Source organism: Roseomonas sp. HF4, from assembly GCF_005222755.1.
Classification (GTDB): domain Bacteria; phylum Pseudomonadota; class Alphaproteobacteria; order Acetobacterales; family Acetobacteraceae; genus Neoroseomonas.
In genome coordinates, this window is sequence record NZ_STGD01000030.1 from 1 (window position 1) to 18,997 (window position 18,997).

At 69.1% G+C, this 18,997-nt stretch carries 18 protein-coding genes and 2 pseudogenes; 13 read left to right on the forward strand and 7 right to left on the reverse strand.

Features of this window, described 5'->3' with window-relative positions; genetic code table 11:
* Window positions 1–357: 357 nt before the first annotated feature.
* Window positions 358–519, reverse strand: coding sequence for a hypothetical protein (locus tag E8M80_RS26205; RefSeq protein WP_170979631.1), 162 nt, complete (start codon window positions 517–519; stop codon window positions 358–360).
* A gap of 118 nt (window positions 520–637) precedes the next feature.
* Between E8M80_RS26205 and E8M80_RS24930 the strand changes: the two genes are divergently transcribed.
* The 6 genes and pseudogenes from E8M80_RS24930 to E8M80_RS24960 all read left to right on the forward strand — a co-directional run bounded on the left by E8M80_RS24930 (window position 638) and on the right by E8M80_RS24960 (window position 6,163).
* The gene (locus E8M80_RS24930; RefSeq protein ID WP_137128437.1) at window positions 638–1,072 is read left to right on the forward strand and encodes an Rrf2 family transcriptional regulator; all 435 of its coding nucleotides are present in this window, start codon (window positions 638–640) and stop codon (window positions 1,070–1,072) included.
* Window positions 1,073–1,573: 501 nt separating this feature from the next.
* A protein-coding gene (locus tag E8M80_RS24935; protein WP_137128438.1) for an IS3 family transposase occupies window positions 1,574–2,727 on the forward strand; the annotation gives its coding sequence in 2 pieces (ribosomal slippage) (window positions 1,574–1,841 and window positions 1,841–2,727; 1,155 coding nt in all).
* 20 nt (window positions 2,728–2,747) lie between these two features.
* Window positions 2,748–3,644 (forward strand): annotated as a pseudogene (locus E8M80_RS24940) (NnrU family protein).
* A gap of 231 nt (window positions 3,645–3,875) precedes the next feature.
* The gene (locus E8M80_RS24950; protein ID WP_137128441.1) at window positions 3,876–4,238 is read left to right on the forward strand and encodes a hypothetical protein; all 363 of its coding nucleotides are present in this window, start codon (window positions 3,876–3,878) and stop codon (window positions 4,236–4,238) included.
* On the forward strand, window positions 4,235–4,954 hold the full coding sequence (locus E8M80_RS24955; protein ID WP_137128442.1) for an MOSC domain-containing protein: 720 nt from the start codon (window positions 4,235–4,237) through the stop codon (window positions 4,952–4,954). Before E8M80_RS24950 ends, E8M80_RS24955 begins: the two co-directional genes overlap by 4 nt.
* Window positions 4,955–4,972: 18 nt before the next feature.
* Complete coding sequence (locus E8M80_RS24960; protein ID WP_137128443.1) at window positions 4,973–6,163, forward strand: cytochrome P450; 1,191 nt, start codon at window positions 4,973–4,975, stop codon at window positions 6,161–6,163.
* Window positions 6,164–6,187: 24 nt separating this feature from the next.
* Here E8M80_RS24960 and E8M80_RS24965 read toward each other — a convergent pair whose 3' ends face one another.
* A complete protein-coding gene (locus E8M80_RS24965; RefSeq protein ID WP_137128444.1) occupies window positions 6,188–8,218 on the reverse strand; it encodes an SUMF1/EgtB/PvdO family nonheme iron enzyme in 2,031 nt (676 codons plus the stop codon).
* Window positions 8,219–8,768: 550 nt separating this feature from the next.
* On the opposite strand from E8M80_RS24965, the gene E8M80_RS24975 reads away from it, so the two are divergent.
* The 6 genes from E8M80_RS24975 to E8M80_RS25000 are packed head-to-tail and all read left to right on the forward strand — an operon-like array spanning window position 8,769 to window position 15,248.
* Complete coding sequence (locus E8M80_RS24975) at window positions 8,769–9,302, forward strand: cytochrome C oxidase subunit II (RefSeq protein WP_137128446.1); 534 nt, start codon at window positions 8,769–8,771, stop codon at window positions 9,300–9,302.
* Between the two features lie 25 nt (window positions 9,303–9,327).
* The gene (locus E8M80_RS24980; protein ID WP_137128447.1) at window positions 9,328–11,073 is read left to right on the forward strand and encodes a cbb3-type cytochrome c oxidase subunit I; all 1,746 of its coding nucleotides are present in this window, start codon (window positions 9,328–9,330) and stop codon (window positions 11,071–11,073) included.
* Window positions 11,074–11,089: 16 nt separating this feature from the next.
* Window positions 11,090–11,950, forward strand: coding sequence for a heme o synthase (cyoE, locus tag E8M80_RS24985; protein ID WP_137128448.1), 861 nt, complete (start codon window positions 11,090–11,092; stop codon window positions 11,948–11,950).
* Window positions 11,947–12,765: an SCO family protein gene (locus tag E8M80_RS24990; RefSeq protein ID WP_137128449.1), complete on the forward strand. Its 819-nt coding sequence runs from the start codon at window positions 11,947–11,949 to the stop codon at window positions 12,763–12,765. The genes cyoE and E8M80_RS24990 overlap by 4 nt, the downstream gene beginning before the upstream one ends.
* 6 nt (window positions 12,766–12,771) lie before the next feature.
* On the forward strand, window positions 12,772–14,820 hold the full coding sequence (locus E8M80_RS24995; RefSeq protein ID WP_137128450.1) for a cytochrome b N-terminal domain-containing protein: 2,049 nt from the start codon (window positions 12,772–12,774) through the stop codon (window positions 14,818–14,820).
* A 23-nt stretch (window positions 14,821–14,843) separates the two neighbouring features.
* On the forward strand, window positions 14,844–15,248 hold the full coding sequence (locus tag E8M80_RS25000; protein ID WP_137128451.1) for a bacteriohemerythrin: 405 nt from the start codon (window positions 14,844–14,846) through the stop codon (window positions 15,246–15,248).
* Here E8M80_RS25000 and E8M80_RS25005 read toward each other — a convergent pair.
* The 5 genes from E8M80_RS25005 to E8M80_RS26900 form a co-directional block, all read right to left on the reverse strand.
* Complete coding sequence (locus tag E8M80_RS25005; protein WP_137128452.1) at window positions 15,230–15,820, reverse strand: hypothetical protein; 591 nt, start codon at window positions 15,818–15,820, stop codon at window positions 15,230–15,232. The genes E8M80_RS25000 and E8M80_RS25005 overlap by 19 nt on opposite strands.
* 16 nt (window positions 15,821–15,836) lie before the next feature.
* The gene (locus E8M80_RS25010) at window positions 15,837–16,448 is read right to left on the reverse strand and encodes an SCO family protein (RefSeq protein ID WP_137128453.1); all 612 of its coding nucleotides are present in this window, start codon (window positions 16,446–16,448) and stop codon (window positions 15,837–15,839) included.
* Entirely contained in the window at window positions 16,430–17,905 is a 1,476-nt protein-coding gene (locus tag E8M80_RS25015; protein WP_137128454.1) for a cbb3-type cytochrome c oxidase subunit I, read from the reverse strand. Before E8M80_RS25015 ends, E8M80_RS25010 begins: the two co-directional genes overlap by 19 nt.
* A 15-nt stretch (window positions 17,906–17,920) precedes the next feature.
* A complete protein-coding gene (locus E8M80_RS25020; RefSeq protein WP_137128455.1) occupies window positions 17,921–18,433 on the reverse strand; it encodes a cytochrome C oxidase subunit II in 513 nt (170 codons plus the stop codon).
* Window positions 18,434–18,549: 116 nt separating this feature from the next.
* Window positions 18,550–18,672 (reverse strand): hypothetical protein, encoded by a 123-nt coding sequence (locus E8M80_RS26900; protein ID WP_255467555.1) that lies wholly within the window; start codon window positions 18,670–18,672, stop codon window positions 18,550–18,552.
* A gap of 68 nt (window positions 18,673–18,740) precedes the next feature.
* Here E8M80_RS26900 and E8M80_RS25025 point away from each other — a divergent pair.
* Window positions 18,741–18,878 (forward strand): annotated as a pseudogene (locus tag E8M80_RS25025) (IS3 family transposase); the annotation flags it as partial.
* Window positions 18,879–18,997 lie beyond the last annotated feature (119 nt).

Genomic DNA, 18,997 nt, shown 5'->3' on the forward strand with positions numbered 1-18,997 from the left:
CGAGGACTACAACACCATCCATCCTCACAGCGGCTTGCGCATGCGTTCGCCGCGTGAGTTCATCGCTGCGCAGTCAGCAACCCAAGCCGCATGTCCGGTTTGATGGGGGCAACTCCAGCTGTGAAGGGGTCGCCGTGATATCGGCCGCTTCGTCTCATCACCGAAGACCAGAAGTCCGCAAGACGAGCGAGATGCGGTTCCCACTCCGCCTCGGTGGTGCCGACCGCGCGGGCGAATATCGGACCAAGCAGCGCATCTTGGCGTACGCGGCCGTAGAAGAGGTTCAACAGACGCCGAATGCCGCCCTCAGTCACCAGACCGTCCGCGTCGATCGAATGCGACACCACACCGCATCAGTCAGTACACCGCGACGACGACGAGGACAGCGACCAAATTCCAGACCAGCATATTCACCAGCGTGCGCACCATGGCCCGGTCGTCACCCTCGACCACCCCGATCGCATCGCAGGCGAGGTTGCCGGGAAGCAGGAATATCCGCAGCGCATAGTGGCCCATCATCGTTCGCCTTCCGACGCCGGGGCGCCATAACATTTATGTCGGATATATCTTATAGGCGTGGCCGAAAAGCAAGATGCAGGGTATATGTTTATGCAAGATCTCAAGGAGGTGAGCGACCGTGCGCCTGACCGTCTACTCGGACTACTCGCTGCGGATGCTGATGTATCTGGCCGTGATGGACGGGAAACTCGCCACAATCTCTGAGGTTGCCGACGCCTACGGCATTGCCAAGAACCACCTGAACAAAGTCACCCATCAGCTTGGGTTGGCTGGTTTCGTGGAAACCTTGCGCGGTAGGGGGGGTGGGCTGCGTCTCGCCAGGCCCGCCGCGGACATTCGCCTGCACGAGGTTGTTCGCACCACAGAGCCTGACATGGCGCTTGTGCCGTGTTTCGAACCTGTCCGTGCCCACTGCGCCATTCTTCCCGCCTGTGGCCTGTCTGGCGCGCTGCATGAAGCGCGCGAGGCGTTTCTGGCCGTGCTCGACCGCTACAGCTTGGCCGACCTCGTGAAGCGTCGAACGGAACTGGCGACGCTCCTCAACGTGCCATGATGGGGCGCTCGGCAGAGCTCCCCCCACTGCATCCGACGCTTCAGAGCGTGCTGGACCACCCTGAAGACGCGGCAAATTCGCCGAGCGACAAAGCAGACGCACAGATTAAATTTGGAAGTAAATCAAATAAATCCGGTCACTATCCAGAGATCGTAGCAGTACCGGAGTGTCTTTTGGGAGTCTCCGTACCATATCGTGGCAAAACAGGTGATCTCAGATGCCCCATGATGCACTTTTAAAACTGCCAATCGCCGATGAAGCGAGGGACAAATCCGTGGTCAGCGTCTCTCGCGCCAGTCATGCCGCCGGGGACCCAAATTTGCCGACGTCGCGGCGCAGTGTGTTGGACGCCGCCAAAGTCATTGGGCTGACCGCTGCCTTCGGTACCGCTGGCCATCTATCTCAGCCCGGGATTGCAAATGCGGCATCGCCCCACTGACCTGCCCCCCTAGAAGTAGTCCGCCGGTGATGTAGTCCGGCGGCAACGAAGGGGTGATGGGGATGGGGCGGAAGAAGGCGCATACGCCTGAGGAGATCGTGGCGAAGCTGCGCCAGGTGGAAGTCCTGGTGGTCCAGGGCAGGACGGTGGCTGAGGGGGTGCGAGCGATCGGCGTGACGGAGCCGACGTATTATCGCTGGAGGACGGAGTTTAGCGGCCTGAAGCTGGACCAGGTGAAGCGGCTGAAGGAGTTGGAGCGCGAGAACGCGCGGCTGCGCAAGGCAGTGTCGGACCTGACGCTCGAGAAGGTGATCCTGAAGGAAGCCGCGTCGGGAAAATGGTGAGCCCCGCGCGGCGGCGGGCCTGCGTCGAGCATGTGGTGCGCGAGATCGGGATCTCCGAGCGCAGGGCCTGCGCGGTGCTGGGGCAGCACCGCTCGACGCAGCGGAAGGTGCCGCGCGGGGCGGACGATGAGGCCCGTCTGACGGCCGACGTCATCGAATTGGCGAAGCGGTACGGGCGATACGGCTATCGCCGTATCACCGCCTTGCTGAGGGCTGCGGGCTGGGCGGTGAACCGCAAGCGTGTGGAGCGGATCTGGCGTCGGGAGGGGCTGAAAGTGCCGCAGCGACAGCCGAAGCGCGGCAGGCTGTGGCTGGCGGACGGGTCCTGCATTCGGCTGCGGCCTGAACGGGCGAACCACGTCTGGGCCTACGACTTCGTCGAGGATCGGACCCGGGATGGGCGGAAGTTCCGGATGCTGTGCGTGGTGGACGAGTTCACGCGCGAGGCGCTGGCGATCCGCGTCGCGCGGAGGCTGAGTTCGTCGGACGTGATCGAGGTGCTGGCCGACCTGTTCCTCACGCACGGGACGCCCGCACATATCCGCTCGGACCAGGGGCCGGAGTTCATTGCCGAGGCGGTGAAGGCTTGGATCGCCGGTGTGGGTGCACGGGCGGCCTACATCGAGAAGGCGAGCCCCTGGGAGAACGGCTACGTGGAGAGCTTCAACGGCAAGCTGCGCGATGAACTGCTGAACGGCGAGGTGTTCAACACGCTGCGGGAGGCGCAGGTGCTGATCGAGGAATGGCGCCGGCACTACAACCGGGTACGGCCGCACTCGTCGCTGGGGTACCGCCCGCCTGCCCCAGAGACGGTGCCAATGGCCAGGTCGCAGATCAGCTCAGGAGCAGGCGCGGCTGCGATGGCCCACTAAAATTCCGCCTGGATCACTTGATGGGCGCTGGTCATATCGTGCCGGCCTTCACGGTGAATGCGTTGCGCAAGGCGGGTCGTCCGGTGGAGCTCGCGCCGCTGCCCGGCGTGGATCGCGCGGCGATCCTGGCCCTGGTCGGCGTGGCCGCGGTGGATCTTGTCGCCCCTGGAGCCGTCGCGACGGGGCTGGTCGCGGCGGTGGCGGCGACCTGCATCGCGCTGCGCCTGTCGCGCTGGCACGGGCTGCGGACGCTGCATGAGCCGCTGCTGTGGGTGCTGCACCTGGGCTACGCCGCCGCCTGGGCCGTGTTCCTAGCCAGCCACATGCTGCCGGCGCGCCCGGCGCTGCGCGGGCCGATCGTGGCCGCGCTGGGCGAGCGCGTCTTCCTGGCCGCCTACAGCGCGCTTTCGGTACTGATCCTGGCCTGGATGATCGGCGCGGCCGGGCGCGCACCCTTCGTCCCGGTCTGGGGCTGGGCCTGGTGGCAGGCATGGGTGGTGAACGCGGCGATGGTCGCGGCCTGCGTACTCGCTGCACTCGGCGTCGAGGTGCCGAACCCCTTCTCGATCGCAGGGGTGGGCAATGACCGCTACGACCCAGCGCGCCCGGGCGTGCTGGCGCTGACGCGCCATCCGGTGCTGCTCGCCCTCCCGCTGTGATCGGGGGCGCATATCGTGCCGAACGGGGACTTGGCGCATGTGCTGCTGTTCGGCCCCTTCGCAGCGATCAGCCTGCTCGGGATGCGTGCGCTCGATGCGCGCCGGCGGGCGGCCTGGGGGGCGGCACGCTGGGAGGCGCTGCAGCCGCGCGCACGATTCCAGCCGGGAGCGGCACGGCTGCTGGTTGGTGCGCTGACCTGGACCGTCCTGATCGGGAGTCATACTACGGTGATAGGCATGCCGCCGTGGCCGAGCTGACCCTGATCGGCCAGCGGCGTGATCGCCTCAGACGCCGCACGCAGGGGGGAATTGAGGGCGGTGGTGGGAACGACGGTGAGCCGATCTAGAGCCAGTGAGGCCGGCTGTCATGGATATGCCGGGGGCAAAGGCGGGGGCGGCGTGTCGCTGGACGGCGCGCCTCCTCCCTTTGGAGATACTTCGTCGGAGCCGTTGTCACGGCAACCGCCGCGTCACCACCCCCACGCGCGCGTGCACCGTCTGCACGAGGACAATTGCCGCTCCGTCTGCGACCAGGACCCCGACGGCATGGAGGTGGAGACGCTCAACCAGGAGCCCTTCCTCGCGGTGAATGGGCTGCAGGCGGTCTCGCACCGATGCGCCAGCCTGGTCGGCGACCTCCCGGCGTTGCGCGAGATGGGGGTGGCATCACTGCGCCTGTCGCCGCAGCATTGCGAAATGGTGGCCGTGGCGTGGGTCTTCCGCGACGTGGGGGATGGCCGGATGGAAGCCGCGGCGCGGCGGGAGGCGCTCGCCGCGCTGTATCCCTTCGCCCCGTTCTCCAACGGCTTCCTGCACGGCAAGGCGGGCGTGGCGCCGGTGGAGGCGGCATGACCGAGGGCGAGGCGCGCGTCGCCGCCGTCCTGACAGGCCGGGCGGTGCCCCATGCATGGCCGAGCGCGCGCAGCGCCGTCGCCAAGCAGCCGCGCGAAGGCAGGCTCGCGGTCGGTCGGCTCGGCCTCGAGGGCGACGAGCAAGGCGATCCACGGCACCATGGCGGACCGGAGAAGGCAGTGCATGTCTATGCGCTCGGCCATTACCGTGCCTGGCTGGCCGAACTCGCCGGGTATCGGGCGGCGTTGGCGGTGCTCACCGCGCCCGGCGCCTTCGGGGAGAACCTGGCGGTGACGGGCCTCGACGAGGCGACGGTCTGCATCGGCGATGCCTGGCGATTCGGCAGCGCGCTGCTGGAAGTGAGCCAGGCGCGCCAGCCATGCTGGAAGCTCGACGATCGCTTCGGCGTGCCCGGCATGGCGCGGCGCGTTCAGCAGACCGGGCGCACCGGCTGGTACTGCCGCGTCCTGGAGCCCGGCGAGGTCGCGGCCGACGCGCGGCCGCGGCTCGAACGCCGACCGCATCCCGGCTGGCCGCTCACCCGCCTGGTCGGGCTGCTGTTCCACGACATGCTGGACCCGGCCGCGCTGGCCGAGGCCGCGGCGCTGCCGGAACTCGCCGAACGCGCGCGCGACCTCTTTGCGCGCCGGCTCGCGACCGGAGCGATCGAGGACTGGGCCCCGCGGCTCGATGGGCCGCGCGGCGCAGCCGCGTGACGGAACGAGGATGACGCCATGAGCGAGACCACCACCCCGCCGGAGGCGGATGCCGAGGCGCCGGACTGGGACCCGCGCGCGCCCGACGCGCTCGCGGACCAGATCGCCGCCTATGACGCGCTGCGCCGGCGCTGCCCGGTGGCTCGCAGCGACTACCTGCACTGGTCGCTGCTGCGCCACGAGGACGTGATGCGCGCGCTGCTCGACCGCGAGATCTTCAGCAACGCCGCCTTCACGCACCTGACGGTGCCGAACGGGATGGACCCACCCGAGCACTCCGCCTTCCGCCGCATCATCGAGCCCTATTTCGCGCCTGAGATGATGGCCGCCTTCGAGCCGGCCTGCCGCGACATCGCCGAGGCGATCGCCGCGTGGTTGCCGGACCGCGGGGAGATCGACGCAATCCCGGCCGTGGCCGAGGATTTCGCGCTGCGCGTGCAATGCGCCTTCATGGGCTGGCCGGACGCCCTGCACGAACCCCTGCGCGCCTGGACGCGCCGCAACGCGCAGGCAACGCTGGCGCGCGACCCGGCGCAGATGGCCGAGGTCGCGCTCGAGTTCGACGGCCAGATCCGCGCCCTGCTCGACGAACGGCGCCAGGCCGGCGCACGCGCGCCCCGCGACGTCACCATGCGCCTGATGCAGGAGCGTGCGGACGGTCGCCCCCTGACCGACCCCGAGATCGTCAGCATCATCCGCAACTGGACGGTCGGGGAAGTCGGCACCATCACCGCCTCGGTCGGCATCGTCCTCGACTACCTTGCCGAACGGCCCGTCCTGCAGGATGCGCTGCGCGCGTCGCCGGCCGACCTGCCCGCGGCGATCGACGAGATCCTGCGCATCCACGCCCCGCTGATCGCCAACCGCCGCGTCACCACGCGCCCGATCACCGTCGGCGGCCGGCGCATCCCGGCCGGGCAGCGCGTGACGCTGATCTGGGCCTCGGCCAACCGGGACGAGGCCGTCTTCGGCGAGCCGGACGCTTACGACCCGGCCGGCAACGCGGCGCGCAACCTGCTCTACGGCGCGGGCATCCATGTCTGCCCCGGCGCGCCGCTCGCGCGGCTCGAGTTGCGGCTGATCATCGGGACCCTGCTGGGACGGACGCGACGAATCGCGGCGTTGCCGGGCCGCGCGGCGGTGCGCGCAGACTATCCCGGCAGCGGCTTCACCCACCTGCCGCTATGGATCGAGGTGGCGACTCCGTAGGTGTGCCGGCGCTTACCGGCGCGTTCACGGTGCCGCCGTGGCCACGCGGAAGCCGACGAAGGTGAAGCGCAGCGCGGGATCGTTCCTTAGCCGGTCTGCGGAGCGGAGGAAGCGGGGTGCGTTGGTCCAGGCGCCGCCGCGCAGCACGCGCAGCGCGCAGTCCCGGTTCTCCACAGCCTCCGAAGCCGTCGCAGGCGCGCCCTCGTAACTCGGGTGATGGCAGTCCTGCACCCACTGCCAAGCATTGCCCACCATGTCGTGAAGCCCGAAGCCGTTCGCCGCGAAACGCCCGACCGGGCTGGTGTGCATGAAGCCGTCGCTGCAGGGCGCGAAGACGTAGCGGCCGGGCGAACCCACGGTCCGCAGCACGTGCTGGTCGATGCCATTGGCATGGCGGCACTGCGCGGCCTCGTCGTCGCCCCACCACCAGGCGGTCCGCGTTCCGGCGCGTGCGGCGTATTCCCACTCTGCCTCGGTCGGGAGCCGGTAGCGCCGCCCTGTGCGCTCCGACAGCCATCGCGCATAGGCCTGCGCATCATGCCAGGAGACACAGACCACTGGATGGTCCTGCCCCTGGGGGAAACCGGGATTCGTCCAGCCCAGCGCGGGCGTCGGCACGAAACTGTCGTCCGCCATGTTCCATCGTCGGCAGGCCGCCGTCATTCGGCGCCCTGTGGCCTGCGCGAAGGCGACGAATTGCCCTACCGTGACCGGACCTAGCCCGAGCGCCACCGGGCGCACCAGCGTCACCTCGCGCTGCGGCCCCTCATCGGCTTCCCGCCAGCGCTCCGAGGCAGGGCTGCCCATGACGAAGCGTCCCGGCGGTATCACGACCATCTCGGGGCATTCGGGGCAGTCGCGGAAACGCTCCCCTGGGCGCGCCTGCGATGCTGGTGGTGCTGGCGCGGAAGGGCGCGTTGCAGCAGGCACGGGAGGAGCGGGCGCCACCCCCGCCGCGGCAGCGGGTGCGGCGACGGGCGCTGGCGGCGCGACGGCCGCCCGCTGCGGCGGGGCCGGCGCGCGCGTTGCGGAAGGCATGGGGGCGGCTGGTGGTCCCATGGGTATGGCGGCGGGCGCCGGCGGGCCAAGCAACGCGATCCGGTTCCGTGCGAGACCCGAGAAGTTTCCATCCGGGTAGCGCCGGAGGTACTCCTCGAAATCCGCCGGATCCCTGCTGGCTCCGATGCTTTGCCAGAACGCCAGCTCGATCGCGGCCGCCGAGGGCGTGAGCACCTGCGACGATGCTGCGGCCGTCGGCGGTGCCCGGCCCGCCAGATACAGTTCGCTCAACAGGCCGTCATTGCTCCACGGCACCTGACTGTTCCCCGTCTCCCGCGCCACCTCCGCCCGCACGCGCGTCAGCGCGCCGCGGATCTCGAGCCCCGGCGTGGGCAGGTGCCGCAGCAGCGCCAGGGTGAAGGGGCTGTTGCCCCCGCTGCCATCCGCGGCCACCGCGCCTGGCGCAGTTGAGAAAGCGATCAGCGTCCCCTGGGCCTCGGCGGTCTCGATCGGCGCAAGGCCGCGACGAATGCTCCGCGTCGCGCTGGTCTGCGCAATCCGGGCCAGAATCGGGTTGTCACGGCAGGCATCGAGGATGACCAGCCGCGCGTGCGCGCCGTCCATCAGTTGCAGCACGCGCGAGAGGCCGATCGTCTCATCCTCTAGGTCGCGCGCATCGGCCAGGCGGGCATCGACCGGGACCAGAAAGTTCTCGGCCCGGTCGCGCTGGGCCATCTGGAGCCCATGCCCGGCGAAGAAGAAGAGGGCGACCTCGGCGCCGCGCGCGGCGTCGCTGAAATGACGCAGGGCCGCGCGCATCCCCTCGATCGGCTGGTTGCGTTCAAGCGTGACTGTGAACCCGAGGTCGCGCAGCGCGTTCGCCACCGCGTCGGCGTCGTTGCTCGCATTGGGCAGCGCCGGCGCATGCCGGTAGTCGCCATTGCCGACAACGAGAGCGACACGGCGCTGCTGTGCGAGGGCAGGTTCGTGAAGCGCGGCAATCAGCAGCAGCGTGAGGACAGCCCGCGCAAGGGCCGAATGCGGGAAGCGAGGCATGGGGCACCCGCAGACTTGGTGACAAACTCAGGATGGACCTGCGCGACTGCCAACTCAAGCATCGCGTGACCCGCTTCGCGGGCGCCTGACGGCATCGTCCCTATTGATCTTTCGGCCAGGGCGGCACGCCGAGCAACGCCGCATCCGACGCGGTCGCGCTAACGGCGCTCGCCTCTGCCCACGTGGCGTGCGGCGGCAGGAGCGGCCACCTGATCAGATTGAGGTCGTGATTTGCGATAGATCAAACGGGCGCGTCGTGAAGACCGTCATGCTTATTTCAAGTAGGCAAAGTTCCCCTTTTTCCCGCGCCACGTTTCATGGCGGGGACGGTGGGAGGCGAGGAATGGCGAACGACGGCGATACAGCCTCGAGCACGCCCGAAGCGGCACCCGGCCCGATACCGGTGATGCAGCAGGTTCTCGACAGCCCGTTCCTGCTGCTCTTCCTCGGCGTGACGCTGCCAACGGTGCTCTACCTGATCTGGGGTGTGATGGAGATCATCTCGGTGCCGCTCGCCGACTGATGCGGCACCGACAGGGGAGGTCGTGCCATGGCCATATCGCCTCCGCCGAAGCGCATCTGGTGGAACGAGCCAGTCCACGGGGTCGAGATCGGCTGGATCGCGGTCACGGTCCTTTGGGGCCTGTTCATGTTCTTCTTCATGATCGCGTGGCACTTCATCGGCCAGCAGAACCTATCGACCGAAACCTACCGGGTGCAGCCGCACGCCTACCAAGCGCGGGTCGAGGCATTCGCGGAGCGCTTTAAGGTCGGTGAGGAGAACGGCACGCCGGTGGTCCGCCCGCCGGCCGGCGAGGATGTCTACATACTGGCGCGGCTGTGGGAATGGTGGCCGATCCTCGAGCTGAAGCGCGGGCAGAGCTACCGTATCCATCTCTCCTCGGTGGACTGGCAGCATGGCTTCTCGCTGCAGCCGACGAACATCAACATCTCGGTCCATCCCGGCTACGAGCACGTCATCACGCTCACGCCGACCGAGACCGGCCAGTTCGGAATCATCTGCAATGAATTCTGCGGCATCGGCCACCACCGGATGACGGGGCGGATCCGCGTCACCGAATAGCGCCACGCGCGCGGGAGGCGGCGACATGACGGCAATCGATGCGGGCGCCATCGGCGTCGCGGGAGAAGCCCCCGCCCGCGTGGCCAAATATCGCACGTGCCGCTTCACCGGCCTGCGCATCGAGGCGCAGGCCGAGGCGCTGATCAAGGTCAACGCGGTCGCCGCCGTCGTCTTCCTCGCGATCGGCGGGTTGTTCGGCCTGCTGGTGGCGCTGACACGCTGGCAGGCGGTGCATCTCCTGGGCGCCGAATGGTTCTACCTGGTGCTGACCGCGCATGGCGCGAACGTGCTGCTATTCTGGATCATTTTCTTCGAGATCGCAGTGCTGTACTTCGCCTCGGCCGTGCTGCTCGGCGCGCGGCTGGCCGCGCCGCGCATGGCCTGGCTCGGCTTCGTGCTGATGGTGGCCGGCGCCCTGATGGCCAACTACGCGGTGCTCGAGGGCAACTCCTCGGTGATGTTCACCTCCTACCCGCCGATGATGGCCTCACCCTGGTTCTATCTCTCGCTCATTCTCTTCGCGGTCGGTGCGCTGGTGGGGGTGGCGGTGTTCTTCGGCACGCTCATGGTGGCGCGGCAGGAGAAGACCTATGACGGGTCGATCCCGCTGGTCACCTTCGGCGCGCTGACGGCGGCGATCATCGCGGTCTTCACCATCGCCTCGGGTGCGATCATCCTGATCCCGACGCTGCTCTGGTCGCTCGGCTTCGTCTCCAACATCGACAGCCTGATGTACAAGCTGGTCTGGTGGGGGATGGGGCATTCGTCGCAACAGATCAACGTCTCGGCGCATGTAGCGATCTGGTACGCGATCGGCGCCATGGTGCTGGGCGCGCGGCCGCTGTCCGAGAAGGTCAGCCGCATGGCCTTCCTGATGTACATCCTGTTCCTGCAACTCGCGTCTGCGCACCACCTGCTGGCCGAGCCGGGCCTGAGCTCGCAGTGGAAGATCGTGAACACGAGCTACATGATGTACCTCGCGGTCATGGGCTCGATGATCCACGGGCTGACGGTGCCCGGCGCGATCGAGGCGGCGCAGCGGCGCAACGGCTTCACCCGCGGCGCCTTCGAATGGCTGCGCAAGGCGCCCTGGTGCAACCCAGCCTTCTCGGGGATGTTCCTCTCGCTGGTGATGTTCGGCTTCATCGGCGGCATCTCGGGCGTGGTGCTCGGTACCGAGCAGCTCAACGTGCTGATGCACAACACGCTCTATGTGCCCGGCCATTTCCACGGCACGGTAGTGGCAGGCACCACGCTCGCCTTCATGGCAATGACGTACCTGGTCGTGCCGCTCATCTTCCAGCGCGATATCCTCTGGCCCCGCATGGCAACCTGGCAGCCGGTGCTGTTCGGCATTGGCGCGGGCGGCATCTCAATGTTCATGATGGGCGCGGGCACGCTCGGCGTCGCGCGCCGTCATTGGGACACTACCTTCACCGACGCGCCGCACGCCTTCGAGCACGCGCCCGGTGCCTTTCTCATGCTCGGGCTGAACGGCATCTTCGCGGTGATCGCCGCGATCGGCGGGATCATGTTCGTGGTGAACGTGGTTGCCTCCATCCTCGTCGGTCCGAAGCTCGGCGGCGCGCAGACGCGGCCGCTCACCTTCCCACTGCACCAGCAGGCGGCCGAGGCGGCCTCGACCTACGGCAGCCACGCCACCGTGAAACTGCCAGGCACGATCATCCTGGTCGGCCTCTTCTTCTCGGCCTTCGTGCTCTACTACTTCGTCAACTGGAAGTACCTCTCGGAGCTCTGGCTGTTCCGCTGAGGGCGGGAGCATCGCCATGCAGGGCGCGATCGGCACTGCGGTCGTTCTTCTCAAGCTCCGCATCGGCGCGGCGGTGGCCTTCGGCGCCCTCGCGGGGATGCTGGCGGCAGGGCCGACGGTGCCGGCGGGCCGGGCCTTCGCCTTCACGCTCGCCGTGCTGGGGGCCTCGGCGGCGGCCGGCGGCTTCAACCATTACCATGAACGAGACACGGACCGGCTGATGCGGCGGACGCGCCGCCGGCCCTTCGCCGATGGCACGCTGCGCCCTGGTCCCGTCTGGCCGGCCACCTTCCTCGGGCTGCTCGCGGCTTCGCTCCTGCTCGCCTATGTCTCGGGCGGCGGGGTGGCGACGCTGCTCGTCTTCCTCGGCGCGCTGACCTACGGCGTGGTCTACACGATCTGGCTGAAGCGACGCACGGCGTGGAACATCGTGATCGGCGGCGCGGCCGGCAGCTTCGCGGTTCTGGCCGGGGCGGCGGCCGTGTCGCCCGGCATCGGCTGGGCACCGGCCATCCTCGCCGTCGTGCTCTTCCTTTGGACGCCGCCGCATTTCTGGGCGCTGGCGGCGGCGCGCGGGGAGGATTATCGCCATGCCGGCATCCCGATGCTGCCGGTGCTGGTTCCTCCGCGCATCTGGGCGCCCGTGATCCTGGCGCATACGGTGGCGCTCGCGCTGTTGTCGATGGTGCCGCTCTGGCACGGCCTCGGGCTGGCCTATGGCGTACTCGCCGGCACGGGCGGGGTGTATTTCGCCTGGCGGGCGGTGCAGCTCTGGCGTGAACCCTCGCCGGCCAGGGCAATCGCGACCTTCCGTGCCTCCCTCCTGCAATTCGCGCTGCTCGCCGGCGGTGTCGTGCTCGACGCTGTGCTGCGATGAAACGCCTCGCGATCCTACTGCTCTGTCTGGTGGCCGGGCCGCTGGGCGCGGCGCCGGCGCCGCTTGATGCCGCGGCCGCGCTCGCCGTCAGCGAGGAAGCGATCGGGCGCGAGGTCGGCGCGCACCGCCTGCGCGACCACGCAGGGCGGCCCCTCGACCTTGCGGCACTACGAGGGCGGCCGCTCGTGATCAGCCTGGTCTTCACGCGCTGCGCCTCGGTCTGCCCGACCGCGACCGACCGGCTGCGCGAGGCGGTGACGGAGGCGCGCCGCGTGCTCGGGTCTACGAGCTTCGAGGTGCTGACCTTCGGTTTCGACGCGCGGCGCGACACGCCGGCCGCGCTCACCGCCTTCGCCGATGCGCATGAGCTCGACATCTCCGGCTGGCGCCTGGCCAGCGCGGATCCGGACACGACGGCGCGGCTGCTCGCCAAACTCGGCTTCAGCTACCGCGCCGCCGCGGGCGGCTTCGAGCATGTCACCCAGACCACCATCCTCGACGCCGGAGGGCGGGTCTATCGCCATGTCTATGGCGAGGACTTCCCCCTTCCAGTGTTCGTCGAGCCGCTGAAGGAGCTGGTTTTCGGCCTCGCGCCCCGCTCGCTCGCGCCGCAGGATCTGTGGGCACGCATCCGCTTCCTCTGCACCGTCTACAGCCCGTCCATGGGCGCCTACCGCTTCGACTACGGTATCTTCTTCGGTATCGCGATCGGCGGCGCCTCGCTGCTGCTGACGATCGGGCTGGTGATCCGGCTGTGGTGGACGAACCGGCGCCCGCGCGCAGCGGCAGCGGCAGCGGGTGGGGCGGAGGGATAGGCCCGGATGCGCGACGCCCTGCGGCGTGGCTTCGACCGTGCGGAGCGCGCGTTCGATACCGTCTTCGGCCCGGCCTGCAACCCGCTCGCCCATCTCGGGCCGCTCGGCTGGCTGATGTTCTGGGTGGTGGCGGGCTCGGGCATCTATCTCTTCATCTTCTTCGACACCGGTGTGACCGATGCCTATGCCTCGGTCGCTTGGCTGACCGAGGATCACTGGTTCCACGCCGGGCTCGCGCGCAGCCTGCATCGCTACGCCTCGGACCTGATGGTGCTGGTGATGCTGGTGCACCTGGTGCGGGAATTCGCGCGCGACCGCTATCGGGGCCGGCGCTGGTTCTCCTGGGTGACCGGCGTGCCGGTCATCTGGTTCGTCTACATCTCGGGCATCACCGGCTATTGGCTAGTGTGGGATTCGCTCGCGCAGCACGTCGCGATCGTCTCGACCGAACTGCTCGACTGGCTCGGCATCTTCGGCGAACCGATCGCGCGCAACTTCCTTGCCCCCGCCGATCTTTCGTCGCGGTTCTTCACGCTGATGGTGTTCCTGCACATCGCGATACCACTGCTGCTGCTGCTCATGATTTGGATCCACGTGCAGCGCATCGCCGCGGCGCGCACCGCGCCGCCGCGGCCACTGATGGGCGTGACGCTTGCAGCGCTGGTGGTGGTTTCCTTCGCCCTGCCCGCCGTCTCGCAGGCGCCGGCGGATCTCGCGACCATGCCGCAGCGCGTCGGCATCGACTGGCTGATCCTGCCGCTCTACCCGGTGATCGATGCGGTGCCGGCGGGGGCCGTCTGGGCCGGGGTTGCGCTCCTTACTCTCGTCATGATCGGCCTGCCCTTGATGCCGCCGCGCCGCGAAGCACCGGCGGCGCAGGTCTTCCTCGATCACTGCAACGGCTGCGGCCGCTGCGTGGAGGACTGCCCCTACGCCGCGATCGACCTCGTGCCGCGCACCGACGGCGCGCGTTTCCCGCTCGAGGCGGCGGTGCGAGCGGACCGCTGCGTCGCCTGTGGCATCTGCATGGGGGCTTGCCCGTCCTCCACCCCCTTCCGGCGCAGCCGCGATCTTGTCACCGGTATCGACCTGCCATCGTTACCGCTGCACACCCTGCGCGAGCACGTCCTTACGGCCGGGATCGAGCCGCAGCCCAGGCCGCGCGTGATGGTGCTCGCCTGTGGTCATGGTGCGGCCGCGGCGCCGGCGGCCGGTCGCGTCATGATGCCATGCGTCGCCATGGCGCCACCGTCGATGATCGACTTCATCCTCAGCCGTGGACATGCCGATGGCGTCGTGATGGCGGGCTGCGCCGAGCGGGAATGCCAGCACCGCCTCGGCATCGCCTGGACGCGCGCGCGCTTCGCGCATGAACGCGACCCCTATCTGCGCGCGCGCGTGCCGCGCGACCGGCTGCTTACCATCTGGGCGGGCCCGACCGAGCGGGCGCGGCTGGAGCGGGAGATCGAGGCGTTTCGCGCGCGGCTGTCCGTGGCAGCGTCGGTGGCGACTCCTGCGCCGGGGGGCGCGCCCGACTCAAGCGGCGGCGGGCGAATGACTGCCGCGCGCCTGGCGGCCGGGTTCGCCGCCAGCGTCGCGCTGATGGCGCTCGTTGCGCTGTTCTCCGCCTGGCCGCTGCACCGGCCGATCCCCGAGGGCAGCGGCGTCATAAAGCTGAGCATCAGCCACGCGGCGGACCGCAGCAGCGGCTGCCGCGACCTGACCGCGGCCGAACTCGCCCGGTTGCCACCGAACATGCGGCAGATCCGCGTCTGCGAGCGTCGGAGACCGGCGGTGCATATCGAAATGGACATCGACGGCCGGCCGGTGCTTCGGGAGACGGCGACGCCCGGCGGCATCGCCGGGGATGGACCGTCGCGCCTCTACCGCCGCCTCGCGCTGCCGGAAGGCACGCATGTCGTCGCGCTGCGTCTGCGCGAGGGCACGCGCACCGACGGCTTCGACAATGTGGCCGAGCACAGCATCGCGCTGCGCGCCGGGCAGAGCGTGGCGATCGACTTCCGCCCGGCAGCGGGCGGCTTCGTACTGCGCTGAGGGAGCGGAGGGAGGAACCAGCCATGCCGCGCATCCCCTGGCGGGACGAATACAGCGTCGGCAACCCGGCGGTGGATCATGAGCACCGGGAACTGATCGCGCTGGTGGCCGCGCTGCAGGAACGCATCGCGGCGAGCGAGGCGGCAGACTTGCTGGAGGTCGCCTTCGGCGACCTGCTGCGCGGCATCTCAGCGCATTTCGCGCTCGAGGAAAGCTTCATGCGCCGGCACGGCTACGATGCGATAGCGGGGCACAAGGCCGACCACGAGCGGCTGCTCGACGACCTGCGCGACATCATGGACGGCGGCGCGCCCGAGGGTCCGGAACGGCTGGCGGCGAGGCTCGAATCTTGGTTTGCTGAGCATTTCCGCACCCACGACGCGCGGCTGCATGGCCGGCTCGGCAGCCATCACGACGAACCCGGCTGAGGCCCGCGCAGCGCTGCGACGATGCCCCACAAGGCCAGACCGGCGCCGAGGATCAGCATGCCTTCCCCGAGCACCGCCTGCTCGTCCAGCAGATAGGTGGTGCAGAGCCGCTCCGGGGCGTTCAGGTAGAGCCAGCCCATCACGACGGCCATCGAGACCCCATTCGCCCAGAGGACGCCCCGCGCGACGGCCGGGAGCACCCCCCAACACCAGCCCCCGGGCAGGCCGCAGAGCAGTGCGAGGGAGGCGGCCTTCAGAGCATCGACGCGGGCGTCGAGCACGGCGGCATCGAGCCAGCGCGGCAGCATCCAGAAGGCCAGGCAGCCGATCGCGAGCAGCAAGGCGGCGATGGCCTCGGCCACATCGCAAGGGCCGCGGCGCCGGGCAGCCGTGCGGCCCGCGCCGAAGCCGGCCGCGACGAGGAGCGGGAACTGTACGAGGACATGCAGCGGCAGGCTCGCCTGCAACAGCGGCGCCAGCGGCGGCAACGCGGCGGCGGCGAACAGCACGACCGGCACGAGCAGCGCGGCCGGCTGCGCCGCGGGGCGAAGCGGCAGCGCCGCCGGGGGCATCGCGGGGCCTCCGGCCTCAGGCCAGGTGACGGCCGAGCTCGATCATCGCCTGGTCGATCGCGGCGGGACCGAGCACGCGTGCCAGCCGCCCCGCGCGGTCGATCAGGTGGATCGCGGCATTGTGGTCGAAGCCGCCGTAGCGGTCGGGCCGGACCACGATGCCGCAGACGGCGAGCAGCGCGGCGAGCGCCCTGTCGTCGAGCGGGCGGGCGAAGCACCAGTCGGGGCCAGCCCCACCGTGCCGTTCGGCGAATTCCGCGAGCCGCAGCGGGTCGTCATAAGCGGGGTCGAAGCTGACGGTCAGCAACTGCACGCCGGCACCGGGATGGGCGCGCGCAATGCGCTCGCGCAGCTGCTGGAAGGTACTGCCGAGCGCTAGGCATAGGGTGGCGCAGCGGGTGTAGATGAATTCCATCAGCACCACGCGGCCGCGGAGCTCGGCAAGGCGGAAGCGCCGCCCGTCCTGGTCCTCGAGCGGCACATCCGGCAGGTCGCGCGGTGCACGTACGACCGCGGCGCGGCGCACGCCCTCCGAGGTGAAGATGCGGAAGCCCTCCGTGCCCAGGCCAAGGGCGCCGCCCCCGGCGCCGAGGGCGAAGGGCAGCGCGATTACGCCTCGGCGGACCACGCGGCCCCCCCGCGCAGCGCGCCGCGCAGCACGCGCAGCAGCATCACCGCCCCGGCTGCGAGCACGAGGAGCGAGAGTGCCGCCGCGATCCGGTCCTGCAGCAGCCATTCGGGCAGGTGCTGCGCCCAGCGCCGGGGCACACCGTCGCGCCCGGACTGGAGGAACGTCACGACGAAGCCGAGCCCCGCGAAGAGAAAGACGCCGATGGCCCAGCGGTCGGGCGCCGCGCCGCCCTCCGGCGCGCCGCGTTCGAGGCCGGTGAAGTGGTACATGAAGGCCACCAGCATCGGCACAAGGCCCAGCAGCATGTAGAAGTGGAAATGGCCCGGTACCCACATGGTGTTGTGCATGACCCGGTTGACAACGATCGTCGCATCCAGGATCGCGGGGATCACGCCCGCCATCCAGCCGAACATGCCGATGAACATCAGCGTGGTCGTCGCGCTCCAGCGGATGCCCGAACGGTGGACGATGGCGAGCGTGCCGAGGCCGGTGACCAGCAGCACCGGAAAGCCATTGAGATAGGAGACCACCTGGCCGATCGCGAGCGCCCAGGCGGGCATCACGAAGTCCATCATGAGGTGGTGCGGGTAGACCAGCAGCACCATCGCGGTGGACGCGGTCCAGGCGGCGAGGAAGACGCGGTTCACCTTCCAGGGCCGGCCCGTATGCCGTGGCAGGATCTCGTAGACCGCGATGACGGTCATGTACATCGTCGCGTTCACGAAGGTGTGGCCGAAGAAATACGTCATGTTCTTGGCGAACAGCGCATCCACGCCGAATTCCGGAACGATCAGGTTCACGAGGCTGATGACGATGATCGCCGCGCCGGCCACCAGCGCCGGGATGTTGACGATCGTCACCATCGCACTGGCGACGACGGTGGGTGGCGGGGCCGGTTCGATGCTGCCGGCAAAGAGCTGCGGCCAGCCAAGCGCGCGTGCGAGCCCGCCGCGATCGCGGATCAGCGCCCGCGCTACGTCGAGGAACAGCAGCAGGAATCCGACGCCGATGCCGAGCAGGCCGAGCAGGAAGGTCGCCGCCGCACCGCTTTCCCAGGCGCCGCCCGAGCTTGCGGGCAGCGGGAACAGGAATGTCCAGGCCCCGGCGAAACCGCCGAGGAAGGCCGCGGCCAGGATCGCGACCGTGCCCGCGAGGAAGAGCACGAGGTTGGCGAGCAGGATGCGGGCATCAAGCCTGACGTGGTGGCTCAGGAAATACCACATCACCGCTGCGCCGCCGACCGCGGCAATGCCGACCATGCCGACACCGTGGATCGTCATGGACTGGTAGAACAAGGCCGGATCGAGCGCGAGCCATTCCGACTGGGCGAGGCGCATGAGCACGCCGAGCACCATCATCAGGACCAGTACGAGCGCGGTGACGGCGATGTAGGCGGCGAGGATCCGCCGCGCGAAGGGCGTGGGGCCTTCCCGGCCGGGGGCATCCGCAGGCATGGCGTTTCCTCCCCTTCAACGTGCGACGACGGTGAGTTCGGCGACCATGCCGTGGTGGGCCAAGCCGCAATATTCGAGGCAGAGCAGCCGGTAGGTCCCGGGCTGATGGAAGGTGTGACGCAGGTGGTTGACGTAGCCGGGCATCGCCTGCGTCTGGCCGAGCAGACGCAGTTCGGGGTCGTAGAGGCCGATCCCGTGGTTCACGTCCACGCTGGTGACGCGGAACTCGACCGGCACGCCGGCGGGCACCTGCTCCCGATCGAGGTTCCAGTACCACTGGCCGCCGGTGACGGTGACGATCTCGCCGCCAGCGCCGCTCTCGTTGCGCGGCATGCCGGCCAGCGTCACCACCGAGACCGGCAGTCCAACGAGGACGAGGACGAGCAGCAGAGCGAGGCGGATGCGGTAGGCGCGTGGCTGCACCTCCGCCTGCTCCGCTCGCGTTCGCGAGGCACCCCGGACATACAGGAAAACGGCGGCGATGGTGCCGCAGAGGAGGAGAGTGAGGTCCCAAACCACGCCCTGCATGCGAGTCACTCCTTCTGGGTGAATCTCGAGGCACAGGTTCATTTGGTATCAACTTTGCCACTTTGGAATCTTGTTCTCGATCAAACGGCCATGGACGCTGAGGGCGCTTTGCGCTCTCAGTCGGGCAGGCCGTTGGCCCGGAGCGCCTCCATCAGGCGGACGGGCTTCGGGCAGTGATGGAAGGCGCCGAGCAGCGTGGTCATGCCCACATGCGGATGCGCGCGCCGCAGCGCCTCCACCGAGGCGCGTGCCGCCGTCTGGTCGCCGCAGAGGGCATGGGATAAGGCGAGTTGCCGGTGGATCCAGCTCGCCGCGCGAACTCGCCGTGCGCTTCACCGACCAAGCGCGCTATTTCGTCTCCGAGGCCTCGGTCTACCGCCTGCTCAAAGCGCATGACCTGATCACCAGCCCGGCCTTCATCGTCGTGAAGGCCGCCAACGAGTTCTGAGACCTGTGCGCGGAAGCCTTGCGGCGCGGCGTGCTCACTGATTCTCTGTGCTGCGCGACGCGGGGAGCGGGCGGCATGGCACATCGCACCATCGGCCAGGAGAGCCTGGCGCCGGA